Source organism: Acidovorax sp. LjRoot117, from assembly GCF_964252695.1.
Lineage (GTDB): Bacteria > Pseudomonadota > Gammaproteobacteria > Burkholderiales > Burkholderiaceae_C > Acidovorax.
This window is the reverse complement of sequence record NZ_CAXUPO020000005.1, coordinates 92,231-103,600: the sequence shown is the minus strand read 5'-3', so window position 1 is coordinate 103,600 and position 11,370 is coordinate 92,231. Positions and strand designations below refer to the sequence as shown.

Below are 11,370 nucleotides of genomic sequence, written 5' to 3'. Positions count from 1 at the left end.
TGCTGGCGCTCTTCGCTCGCGGTCTTTGACGCGGCCGCGTGCGCTTTCCGCCCATTGGGGACACAATCATGTGTCGTCTTAGCATCACCACCCCATGAGCCAAAATCCTCCCGCCTTTGAAGTCCTGCCGCGCGACCTGTCGGCCTACCGCCAGGGCAATGTCGGTATCGACTACGTGCACCGTTTCGAATCCGGCCAGCCCGGTCCCCACGTGCTGATCAACGCACTGACCCACGGCAACGAGATCTGCGGCATGGTGGCGGCCACGCACCTGCTCGACAGCGGCGTGCGCCCCCGCATCGGCACGCTCACCATCAGCTTTGCCAACGTGGCGGCGTACGAGTCGTTCGACCGCGCCCGCCCGTTCGAGAGCCGCCAGCTGGTGCACAACCTCAACCGCATCTGGTCCGCCGCCGAGCTCGACGGCACGGCCGAGAGCCCCGAACTGCTGCGCGCCCGCGCCCTGCGCCCTGTAGTGGCCGCGGCCGACCACATTCTCGACATCCACTCCACCAGCCAGGACGTGGAGCCCTTCTGGGTCTACCCGGCCTACCAGCGCAATGCCGATGTGGCGTTGTCCATCGGCCGCCCGCCGGTGCACCTGGTCATGCCCAGCGGCCTGGGCTCGGGCACGCCACTCATCCAGCATGGTCTCCACGGCCAGGCCGACAGCCAGGGCGTGGCCCTGGTGGTCGAATGCGGACAGCACTTCCTGCAGTCCGCGGCCGACATGGCCACGGCGGTAGCGCTCGATTTCCTGGCCCACTTCGGCCTCATCGATGCGCGTGCGGGACGCCCGGCGCCCGGCCCCCAGCGCCGCTACGAGCTGCTGGAGACCTGCATGGTGCGCACGCCCGACTTTCGCTTTGCGCGTCCCATCCAGGGCTTTGAAGTGTTTGCCAAGGATGAACTCATCGCGACCGACGGCCCGCACGAGATTCGCGCGCTGTGCGACGACTGCACGGTGCTGATGCCCACGCGCGAGCCCATCGTGGGGCGCGAGGCCGTCTACCTGACACGGCCGATCTGAGGGCGCGCTGCCAGCGCTGTCCACGCAGCGGTCTGCCTGTGCCTCCTGTGCTGTCTGGCGTTGGGGCGGCACAGGCATGCAATCTATCGGCGTGCCGTCTCGCCGACAGGGGCTTGCGCGCTGGGGCACGGGCCGTGGGCTGCGCGCGGCCACACGGCTCTGCAGGCCGCCTTTGAAGCGTCCGTCGGCGGATGCCGCCAAAGTCCGGCATTGAGGTCAGGTTCGGTTCCACCGATGCATGACTCATAAAAAACCTGCTTCTTGAATCGTGCCTGCAGCCGCACATTCAAGCCTTGTTCAACCATGACAAGGTACCCATGAAGCGATTGATGTTCGTCCATTCACTGCTGAATGCGCTGCGCGCCCAGGTACTGCAACGGGTCTGGCAATGGTCGCAACGGTACGGTGCATTGCGTGCACCGGCACGGGTCCCCTCGCGGGTCCCTGCATCCCAGCGTGACAACGCGCGCCGCCGCTACCGCTACCGCGATTGAAGCGGCGGGCCTGCGGCCCGCCTTCGCCATGCCATCTGGCATGACCCCATGCGTCCTGAACAACCACCCCATCGACAAGGAAGAACCATGCGCAGCTATTCCCACAACAGCCCCGAAGCAGCAGCCCGTATCGTTGCCCTGCTGCTGATATCCGACGGCAACGTCAGCCGCCAGGAGCTGGAGGCCCTGTACGGCCAGGACATCGAGCGGCAAATCGGCTTGGCACCCGGCGGATTCGGCCAGGTGCTCAACACCCTATGCGAAGACCTGCTGATGGTCGCACACGAGCGCCGCGTGCTCACCGGCAGTATCGACCAGGCCACGCTGGACGCCGTCATGGCGGAGGTGACGGAGCCGGACCTCCAGCACAAGGTGCTGTACTTTGCCGACGCCGCCGCCATGGCGGACAGCCACGTGGCCGCAGAAGAAGCCTGGATCATGCGGGCGGCGCTGACACAGTGGCGTGTCAGCAAGCTGCCAGCGCAGGGCTGAGGCTGACGCATGCGTGGGGCGCGCTGCAGCGGCCTGTCGATGGCCCCCGCCGCTGGCGTCATGCACCCGCTAAGCGCTGCGCGCAGAGTCCACCATCTGCCGAACCAGCGGGTGGTGCTGCCCGCGGCGCGACCAGATGGCATGCACCTCTTCGCTGATGCCGGGCCAGTCGCCCAGCATGCGCAAGCCCCGCACCAGCCCCACATCCTGCGCCCCCAGCTGGCTGACCGGAAACACGCCCAGCCCCCGGGCGGCGAACACGGCCAGCAAGGCGCTGTCCTCGAACTCGCCCACGATACGGGGCCGCACACCGATGTCCTCGAACCAGTGGTCCAGCGTGGCGCGCAGCGGCGAATGGGCGGTGGGCAGCAGCACCGGCAGGTCCTGCAGCGACTGCGGAAAGTGGTCGCGCGCAGATTTGCGCACCAGCGACGCCGGCCCGTACCACTGCAGGGCAGAGCGCGCGATGCGTTCGCTGGACAGGCGCTGGTTCGGGTTGCGCGGCGCCGCCTGCCCGGCCAGCACCACATCGAGCTGGTGCAGGGCCAGCTCCGACAGCAGCTCGTCGAACTCCCCTTCGTGGCACACCAGGCGCAGGTGGGGTGTGCCCAGCACCGGCTCCAGCAAGGCATGCGCCGCCAGCTTGGAGATGCCGTCCGACAGCCCCACTGACAGCCGTGCCACCTTGGCACTGGCGGCTTCGCGCACCTCGTCCGGAATGCTCTGGCCCAACTGAAAGATTTCTTCGGCCCGCGCATAGGCCGCCTGGCCCGCCTCGGTCAGCGCAACACCGCGCCCGGACGGCTTGAGCAATTGGTGACCCAGGGACTTCTCCAGATCGCGCACCTGGGCGCTGATGGTCTGCACCGCCATCTCCAGCCGGTCTGCGGCGCGGGCAAAGCCGCCTTCCTTGGCAACCATCCAGAAGTAGTAGAGGTGGCGGTAGTTCAGCATGGGAGTCATCGGTTCGAAAAAACCGAATACTAGGTGCGACCCGGCCGAATGTCCATGCGTTCGGCTTTTGCTGACTGTCACGCTCGCAGCCGGGGCTGCGCCACCACGTTCTACGTCAGCAGCCGGTCCAGCAGCCGCGCCACATGCACCGCCTCGCGCTGCGCGCCATCCGCGATCTGGTGCCGGCAACTGGTACCGTCCGCCACCACGATCGCATCGGGGTTCTTGCGCACGGCGGGCAGCAGCGCGGCTTCGGCCATCTGCATCGAGACCTCGTAGTGCGATGCCTCGTAGCCAAAGCTGCCGGCCATGCCGCAGCAGGAGCTTTCGATGAGCTCGGGCTTGGCGTCGGGAATCAGGCGCAGCACCTCCAGGATGGGGGGCACGGCGCCGAAGGCCTTCTGGTGGCAGTGGCCGTGCAGCAGGATGGGTCGGCCTGCGGGCTGGAGGGATGGGGCGAAGCGCCCTGCCTTGGCTTCGCGGGCGAGGAATTCTTCAAACAGCAGGGCCTGTTGGGACACCGTCACGGCCTTGTCGCCCAGGCCCATTACCAGGGCCTCGTCGCGCAGGGTGAGCAGGCATGAGGGCTCCAGGCCCACGATGTCGATGCCGGCCTGGGCCAGGGGGAGCAGGGCGTCGATGAGCGCACCGGCGCGCGCCTTGGCTTCGTCGACCATGCCGGTGGCCAGGTACGTGCGGCCGCAGCAGTGGTGGCCGCCGGCCTTCTCCACGGTGTGCAGCACATACCCAGCCGCATGCAGCACGCGCGCGGCGGCCAGGGCGTTCTCGCTCTCGAAAGTGCCGTTGAAGGTGTCCACGAACAGCACGGCTGTTTTGCGGCCAGCCTGGGCGGAGGCGATGGTGTCGGCCCGGCTGCTGAACAGCGCCTTGTCGTGGCTGCGCCAGAAGGTGTCGCTGCGCCATGCGGGCAGCGAGCGTTTGGCGGAAAAGCCCAGCAGCTTTTCGCCCAGCCAGGCGGCACCGGGCACGGTGTTGCGCAGGTTGAGCAGCCAGGCGAAGTGGCTGGCCGTGCGCGCGTAGCCTGGCAGGTGGGCCACCAGCCTGTCCTTCAGGGTGTGGCCGTGGCGGCGCTTGTAGTGGGCCAGGAACTCGACCTTCATCTTGGCCATGTCCACGCCCGTGGGGCAGTCGCGCTTGCAGCCCTTGCAGCCCACGCACAGGTCCATGGTGTCGTGCATCGCCTCGCTGGTGAAGGCGTCGGGCCCGAGCTGGCCCGACACGGCCAGGCGCAGGGTGTTGGCGCGGCCGCGGGTCAGGTGCTGCTCGTCGCGTGTCACGCGGTAGCTGGGGCACATGGTGCCGGCGTCGAACTTGCGGCAGTGGCCATTGTTGTTGCACATCTCCACGGCCTTGGCGAAGCCGCCGGTCACGTCGCCGCCGGTGCCGGGGGCGGTAGTCACCTCGGTCACCGGGTCGGCCTGCACGTTCCAGGCCGACCAGTCGAGCACAGGCGTGAGGGGGATGCGCTTGTAGGGCTTGGGCGCCGTGGGCGGTGCAAAGCGGAACAGCGCGCCATCGTCCATCTTGGGCGGGTCGATGATCTTGCCGGGGTTGTACAGGCCGATCGGGTCCAGGTGGTTCTTGATGGCGCGGAACGCCTCGTTGATCGCCGGGCCGAACTGCCATTCGATCCACTCGCCGCGGCACAGGCCGTCGCCATGCTCGCCGCTGAAGGCGCCCTTGTACTTGCGCACCAGGGCGCTGGCCTCCTCGGCAATGGCGCGCATCTTGGCGGCGCCATCGGTGCGCATGTCGAGGATGGGACGCACGTGCAGCGTGCCCACCGAGGCATGCGCGTACCAGGTGCCGCGGCTGCCGTATTTGGCGAACACTTCGGTCAGGCCGTCGGTGTACTCGGCCAGGTGTTCGAGTGGCACGGCGCAGTCTTCGATGAAGCTCACGGGCTTGCCGTCGCCCTTGAGGCTCATCATGATGTTCAGGCCCGCCTTGCGCACCTCCCACAGGTTCTTCTGCGGCGCCTCGTCAGGCATCTCGACCACGCTGCCGGGCATGCCCAGGTCGCCCATCAGCTCCACCAACTGGCGCAGTTGCGGCAGCAGGGCGGCCTTGTCTGTGCCCGAGAACTCCACGAGCAAGATGGCCTCAGGCTTGCCGATGAGGGCCGTCTCCACCGTGGGGCGAAAGGCCGGGTTGGCCAGCGCCAGCTCGATCATGGTGCAGTCCACCAGCTCCACCGCCGTGGGGCCGAGCTTGACAATGTGCTGGGCCGAGTCCATGGCCTTGTGAAAGCTCGGGAAGTTGACGATGCCCAGCACCTTGGCGCGCGGCAGCTCGCTGAGCTTCAGGGTCAGGCTGCGCGTATAGGCCAGCGTGCCTTCGGAGCCGATGAGCAGGTGCGCCAGGTTCACGCTGCCGTCGGCGGTGTAGGGTTTTTCGCTCTGGTTGTCGAAGATGTCGAGGTTGTAGCCCGCCACGCGGCGCATCACCTTGGGCCAGCGCTCGGCGATCTCGCTGCGGTGCTGCTGGGCCAGGGCGTGCACATGCTGCGCAATGGCGCTGGCGCGCGGGCCCAGCGTGGCCAGCGGGCCAAAGTCCACCAGCTCACCATCGCTCAGCCAGGCGCTCGCGCCCAGCACGTTGTGCACCATGTTGCCGTACGCAATGGAGCGCGAGCCGCAGGAGTTGTTGCCCGCCATGCCGCCCAGCGTGGCCTGGGCGCTGGTGGACACATCCACCGGGTACCACAGGCCGTGGGGCTTGAGCTGTGCGTTGAGGTGGTCGAGCACGATGCCGGGTTCCACCGTCACCGTGCGGGCCTCGGCGTCCAGCGCCAGCACCTTGCGGAAGTGCTTGGTGTTGTCGATCACCAGCGCCGCGCCCGTGGTCTGGCCGCACTGGCTGGTGCCGCCGCCGCGCGGCAGTACGGGCACCTTCAGGTCGCGCGCAATGTCGATGGCCACCGCGATGTCGCGCTCGGTGCGCGGCACCAGCACGCCGGCCGGCATGATCTGGTAGATGGAGGCATCGGTCGCGTAGCGCCCGCGCGAGCCGGCATCGAACAGCACCTCGCCCTCGGTCTCCGCCGCCAGGCGCCGCGCCAGCGCCTCGCAGGTCTCGTTGGGGGGCAGGGTGGTACCGGCTGGCTGCAGGGTGCTGGCGGGTTCGATGCGCATGGAAGGGTAGTCCTAGGTGGGGGCTTGGCGTCTCAGGGGATAGATCTCGCCCGCGCGCAGCAGCTCCAGCACGGTGTCGCGCTTGCGCTGCACGTGGGCCACCAGCACGCGGCGCATGGCTTCGGCGTCGTGCGCGGCCAGGGCTTCGATCATCTGTTCGTGCTCGGCCACGGCCAGCTTCCACTTGGCCTCGTTCTGGTTGGTGCGAAAGCGCAGCGACTGCACGCGGGCGTTGATGGAGCGGTAGGTGGCCGTGAGCACCGGGTTGTTCGCCGCCTCGTTGATGGCGGTGTGGATGCTGGCGTTGATGCGGTAGTAGCCCGACAGGTCGCGCCGCGCGAAGCAGGCCATCATTTCGTAGTGCAGGGCCCGCAGCTCGGCCAGCTCGGCGTCGCCGATGCGCTGGGCCGCCAGTTCACCCGACATGCCTTCGAGCGTGGCCAGCACCTCGAAGGTATTGACCACGTCGGCCTCGGTCAGCTTGACCGCGACCGCGCCGCGGTTGGGCAGCAGGTCCACCAGGCCTTCGGCGCCCAAGAGCTTGATGGCCTCGCGCAGCGGGGTCCGCGACACGCGCAACTGCTCGCTCAGTTCGCGCTCGTTGAGCTTGGCGCCGGGCGCAATGTGGCCCTCCACCAGCATGGTGCGCAGGCGCGCAGCGACCTGGTCGTGCAGCGCGAGGCGGGAGATTTCAATAATTTCAGCCATGGTGTGATTGGTGATTTGAATTTTGCATGCAAAAAATTACCCGAACAATCCTGTTGATTGAGGGTATACCCGCATGCAATCGCAGTTTTTGCATGCAAAACTGAAAAAAGAAAGGACGCTCCATGCTGCAACTCGACTTTCACCCTACGGGCCGCCACTTCCTGCAGATTCCGGGCCCGAGCCCGGTGCCAGACCGCATTCTGCGGGCGATGAGCCTGCCCACCATCGACCACCGGGGGCCGGAGTTCGGTGCGTTGGGACTCAAGGTGCTCTCGGGCATCCAGAAGATCTTCCAGACCCGCCACCCGGTGGCGATCTACCCCGCATCGGGCACCGGCGCCTGGGAAGCGGCCCTCGCCAACACCCTGAGCGCGGGCGACCACGTGCTGATGTTCGAGACCGGGCACTTCGCGTCGCTGTGGCAGAAGATGGCCACGCGCCTGGGCATCTCCACCGAGTTCCTGGCCTGGGAGGGCAAGGACGAGCACCTGCCCCTGGCCGGCGGCTGGCGCCGGGGTGTGCAGGCCGACCTGATCGAGGCGCGCCTGCGCAAGGACACCGAGCGCAGGATCAAGGCGGTGTGCGTGGTGCACAACGAGACCTCCACGGGCGTGACCTCCGACATCGCGTCGGTGCGCAAGGCCATCGACGCGGCGGGCCACCCCGCGCTGCTGATGGTGGACAGCATCTCCGGCCTGGCCAGCGCCGACTTCCGCCACGACGAGTGGGGCGTGGACGTGACCATCAGCGGGTCGCAAAAGGGCCTGATGCTGCCGCCGGGCATCAGCTTCAACGCGCTGTCGCCGCGTGCGCTCGAAGCCGCGAAGAAAGCCACGCTGCCCCGTGCCTTCTGGGCCTGGGACGAGATCGTGGAGATGAACAAGGACGGCTACTGGCCCTACACGCCCAACACCAACCTGCTGTACGGCCTGTCCGAGGCGCTGGACATGCTGCTGGCCGAGGGCCTGCCCAACGTCTTCGCGCGCCACCAGCGCTGGGGCGCGGGCGTGCGCGCCGCCGTCAATGCCTGGGGCCTGCCCATCCAGTGCGCCGACCCGGCGGTGTATTCGCCCGTGCTCACCGGCGTGATCACGCCCGAGGGTGTGGATGCCGATGCCCTGCGCAGGCTCATCCACCAGCGGTTCGATTTGTCGTTGGGCACGGGCCTGGGCAAGCTCAAGGGGCGCATGTTCCGCATGGGGCACCTGGGCGACAGCAACGACCTCACGCTGATCGCCATGGTGGCGGGCGTGGAGATGGGGCTCAAGCTCTCGGGCGTGGCCTTGGCCGGCAGCGGCGTGCAGGCCAGCATGGACTACTTCGCCAGCCACGCGGCGCCTGCAGCGTTGAAGAAGGCTGCCTGAGCCTGCGGCTTTCGCTCGGCCTTGTTCTGACAGATGGACCGGCCGGCGCCTGCGGGAGGCGCCGGCTTTTGAATGTGCGCATTTTCCGCTCCCGCTGGCGGCCTGCCGAGGCCGCAGCGCATCGACCGATCCCGTGTTTTCCAGTCCCCACCGCCCGCCGTGCACTGCACGCGCGCCGCAGGGGCCTTGGCTTTGCTGAGTTCATTCAACCCGGCCCGCACCGACCAGGGCCCACGAAGGAGACAAGCGATGATGAAAAGACGTTCCCTGATCCAGTCCGCTGGCGCGGCGGCGGCCTCGCTCGGCGCCCCGCGCCTGTTTGCGCAGGAGTGGCCCACCGGCCCGGTGCGCATCGTGGTGGGCTTTCCGCCCGGCGGCGGCACCGATGCGCTGGCGCGGGTGGTGGCGGTCAAGTTGTCGACCTTGTGGAAGCAGTCGGTCATCGTGGAGAACAAGGCGGGTGTGGCCGGCGTGCTGGCGGCCGAGTACGTGGCGCAGCAGCCCAGCGACGGCAGCACGCTGCTGATGGCGCACATCAACAGCCATGCGCTCGCGCCCAGCCTGCAGCCCAAGCTGCGCTACGACCCGCAAAAGGACTTCGTGCCCATCGTGATGGTGGGTGTCACGCCCAACCTGCTGATCGCGGGCCCGGCGCAAAAGGCGCTCACGGTGAAGGAACTGGTGGCCCTGTGCAAGGCCAACCCGGGCAAGGTGACCTTTGGCTCCGCAGGCCCGGGCTCTGCGCAGCACCTGGCGCTGGAGATGTTCAAGCTGCAGGCGGGTGTGGATGCCTTGCACGTGCCCTACAAGGGCAGCGGCCCCGCGCTGGCCGACCTGATGGGCAACCAGATCCAGTATTGCTTTGAAACCATGACCTCGGCCACGCCGCATGTCAAAAGCGGCAAGGTGGCGGCGGTGGCGCAGACGCGCACCAAGCGCGCCAAGGGGCACCCGGGCGTGCCCACCATGCAGGAACAGGGCTTCGAGGGTTTCGAGGCCACGACCTGGTATGGCCTGGTCGGCCCTGGCAAACTGGCGCCCGGTATCGCGGACAAGATCAACCACGACGTGAACACCGTGCTGGCCATGCCCGATGTGCAGGAGCGCATGGACACCTACGGCGCCGAGGATGGCGGCGGCACCCGCGACAAGTTCAAGGATTTCATCGCCACCGAGATTGCCAAGTGGGGCAAGGTGGTGAAGGATGGCAATGTGAAGGTGGAGAGTTAAGTTAAGTGACCCCCTGAGTCGCTTCGCGCCTCGGTCCCTTGCACGGTGGCACGGGCCTGGGCTGCGCTTTTTGTAGGCTGCGTGCGATTGCAAAATACTGGGATGAATCAGATGCAGACAGACAAAGACCCGACCCGCGGATTGACCCACGCCCTGGTCGCCGCCTGGCAAACAGGCCAGACCACCAGCGCCCTGCCGTGGGCCGGGGCACTGGGCGATGCGGCTGCGGCCTACGCGGCGCAGGAGGCGGTGGCCCAGGGCATGGGCTGGTTTCGGGCAGGCCCGGCGCAGCACTGGAAGTCCGGCGGGCCGCACCGCCAGGCGGTGCTCACGCATGCGCCGCTGCCGCCCGCGGGCGTGCGCACCAGCCCGGCCGACTATGCAGACATGCGGTTCCACACACCGGGCATCGAGGCCGAGATCGCGCTGCGCCTGGGCCGGGCCGTGTCGCCCGAACAAGCCGCGGCCATGACGCCGGCCACCGCGGGCCCATGGGTCGATGCGATGGCCGTGTCGATCGAGATCGTGGATTCGCGCTGGCAGGAAGGCGGCGACGCGCCCGCGCTGCTGCGCCTGGCCGACCTGCAGTCGCACGGTGCGCTGGTGCTGGGCGAGTGGGTTCCCTACGCGGCGCGGGACTGGGCCGCGCAGCCGTGCGAGGTGCGCATCGGCTCGCAAACGCCGGTGGTGCGCCAGGGCACGCACCCGCTGGGCGATCCGGCCTGGCTGCTGCCGGTGTGGCTGCGCCACCTGACACGCAGCGGCGCGACCGTGCCTGCGGGCACGGTGGTGACGACGGGGTCCTGGGTGGGGTTGCTGCAGGCCCAACGCGGCGACAGCGTTGTGGTGTCTTTCGACGGTGTGGGCAGCGCCACGGCCCAGCTGTAGCTGCGCGCCGGCGCTGGCCCGCAGGCTTGGCTGGTGCAGGCCGTGCCGCGGTCTCTAGAACGACGAGCCGGGCTGCGCCAGAAAGGCGGTTTCCTGGGGCGTTGAATTGCGGCCCAGCGCCGCGTTGCGGTGCGGGTAGCGGCCAAAGCGCGCCAGGATTTCCTGGTGGCGCTGCTCGAACTGCAGGTTGTGCTCCAGCCCCGGCTGGCTGAACAGAGCCATGGCCTGCGCGTGGATGGTGAGTGATTCGCTGTGCATGTAGGGCATGTACGCAAAGGCGCGCTGCTCCACGGGCAGCTCGGCATCGCGGCGGCTGGCCACCAGCTCCTGTGCCAGCGTCAGGGCCTGGGCATCCTGCGCAAACGCCAGGGCCGAGCCGCGGTGGATGTTGCGCGAGAACTGGTCCAGCACCAGGATTTCCGCCAGTCGGCCCCGTGCGCTGTCGCGCCAGGTCCAGAGTTCTCCCAGTCGCGCGGCCTCCCAAGTGGCGCCAAAGCGGGTGCGGATCAGGTCGTCGACCTTGTCGTCCTGCGCGAAGTGCTGGGCTGGGCTGAGTTCTTCGAACCAGAACCGCAGGATGTTTTCTGAAGGCATAGGGGCAAAGGCTAGTCGTTGAAAAGGGCGGTTGGTGCTGCTTCAGCAGACCACCGTGGCTGTGAAAAGCAGCCCACGGCGGCGCGCCTTGGGGCGCCACCGCAGCGTGAGTGCGGCCTGCCGCAGCCCGCCCTGGCGAGCCTCTTACTTTTGCGCGTCCTTGTCCAGCCGGATCTTGCCGTCGCGCACGTACTGGTTGAACTGGTCGCGCGGTATGGCGGCGGAGCCGACGGCGTCGTTGTCGGCGGTCCAGCTCAGCGTGGTGCTGTCCTTGGCGGGCTCAAGCTCCACAGGGCCCTTGGGGATGGTGAGCGGTGCTCCGTCGCCCGGGGTGTAGGTGACGTGGCCTGCAATGGTGGCGTGTTGTGTCATGCGATCTCCTTGCGCGGCGCGTGCCGCAGTGCTGATCGCCCATTGCACTGCGACGCGGTCTGCGTGGCTGTAAGACCGCGCCCTGCGTG

Annotated in this window: 11 protein-coding genes; 6 read left to right on the top strand and 5 right to left on the bottom strand. The window is 68.0% G+C overall.

The features are described 5' to 3' along the window. Window positions 1-94 precede the first annotated feature (94 nt). The 3 genes from ACSQ3D_RS15635 to ACSQ3D_RS15625 all read left to right on the top strand — a co-directional run bounded on the left by ACSQ3D_RS15635 (window position 95) and on the right by ACSQ3D_RS15625 (window position 2,016). On the top strand, window positions 95-1,030 hold the full coding sequence (locus ACSQ3D_RS15635; protein WP_436127527.1) for a succinylglutamate desuccinylase: 936 nt from the start codon (window positions 95-97) through the stop codon (window positions 1,028-1,030). A gap of 317 nt (window positions 1,031-1,347) precedes the next feature. After that, a complete protein-coding gene (locus ACSQ3D_RS15630) occupies window positions 1,348-1,524 on the top strand; it encodes a hypothetical protein (protein WP_436127526.1) in 177 nt (58 codons plus the stop codon). A gap of 87 nt (window positions 1,525-1,611) precedes the next feature. Next, window positions 1,612-2,016, top strand: a complete 405-nt coding sequence (locus ACSQ3D_RS15625; RefSeq protein WP_436127525.1) for a TerB family tellurite resistance protein — start codon at window positions 1,612-1,614, stop codon at window positions 2,014-2,016. A gap of 69 nt (window positions 2,017-2,085) precedes the next feature. Here the strand turns inward: ACSQ3D_RS15625 and ACSQ3D_RS15620 are convergent, their stop codons facing one another. The 3 genes from ACSQ3D_RS15620 to ACSQ3D_RS15610 all read right to left on the bottom strand — a co-directional run bounded on the left by ACSQ3D_RS15620 (window position 2,086) and on the right by ACSQ3D_RS15610 (window position 6,833). Continuing rightward, window positions 2,086-2,970: a LysR substrate-binding domain-containing protein gene (locus ACSQ3D_RS15620; protein ID WP_436127524.1), complete on the bottom strand. Its 885-nt coding sequence runs from the start codon at window positions 2,968-2,970 to the stop codon at window positions 2,086-2,088. Between the two features lie 110 nt (window positions 2,971-3,080). Next, entirely contained in the window at window positions 3,081-6,125 is a 3,045-nt protein-coding gene (locus ACSQ3D_RS15615) for an FAD-binding and (Fe-S)-binding domain-containing protein (protein ID WP_436127523.1), read from the bottom strand. 12 nt (window positions 6,126-6,137) lie between these two features. Further along, window positions 6,138-6,833 carry a GntR family transcriptional regulator gene (locus tag ACSQ3D_RS15610; RefSeq protein ID WP_056170086.1) on the bottom strand — a complete coding sequence of 232 codons (696 nt, stop codon included), beginning with the start codon at window positions 6,831-6,833 and terminating at the stop codon, window positions 6,138-6,140. Window positions 6,834-6,955: 122 nt separating this feature from the next. On the opposite strand from ACSQ3D_RS15610, the gene ACSQ3D_RS15605 reads away from it, so the two are divergent. The 3 genes from ACSQ3D_RS15605 to ACSQ3D_RS15595 all read left to right on the top strand — a co-directional run bounded on the left by ACSQ3D_RS15605 (window position 6,956) and on the right by ACSQ3D_RS15595 (window position 10,315). Next, window positions 6,956-8,197, top strand: coding sequence for a pyridoxal-phosphate-dependent aminotransferase family protein (locus ACSQ3D_RS15605; RefSeq protein WP_396503995.1), 1,242 nt, complete (start codon window positions 6,956-6,958; stop codon window positions 8,195-8,197). Between the two features lie 252 nt (window positions 8,198-8,449). Continuing rightward, complete coding sequence (locus ACSQ3D_RS15600) at window positions 8,450-9,427, top strand: Bug family tripartite tricarboxylate transporter substrate binding protein (protein ID WP_056170712.1); 978 nt, start codon at window positions 8,450-8,452, stop codon at window positions 9,425-9,427. A 111-nt stretch (window positions 9,428-9,538) separates the two neighbouring features. Continuing rightward, entirely contained in the window at window positions 9,539-10,315 is a 777-nt protein-coding gene (locus ACSQ3D_RS15595; RefSeq protein WP_436127522.1) for a fumarylacetoacetate hydrolase family protein, read from the top strand. A gap of 54 nt (window positions 10,316-10,369) precedes the next feature. Here ACSQ3D_RS15595 and ACSQ3D_RS15590 read toward each other — a convergent pair whose 3' ends face one another. Together ACSQ3D_RS15590 and ACSQ3D_RS15585 are read right to left on the bottom strand one after the other, a co-directional pair. Further along, window positions 10,370-10,909: a DUF924 family protein gene (locus tag ACSQ3D_RS15590; protein WP_056170080.1), complete on the bottom strand. Its 540-nt coding sequence runs from the start codon at window positions 10,907-10,909 to the stop codon at window positions 10,370-10,372. A 144-nt stretch (window positions 10,910-11,053) separates the two neighbouring features. Continuing rightward, window positions 11,054-11,281 (bottom strand): hypothetical protein, encoded by a 228-nt coding sequence (locus ACSQ3D_RS15585; protein WP_056170078.1) that lies wholly within the window; start codon window positions 11,279-11,281, stop codon window positions 11,054-11,056. Between the last annotated feature and the right edge of the window lie 89 nt (window positions 11,282-11,370).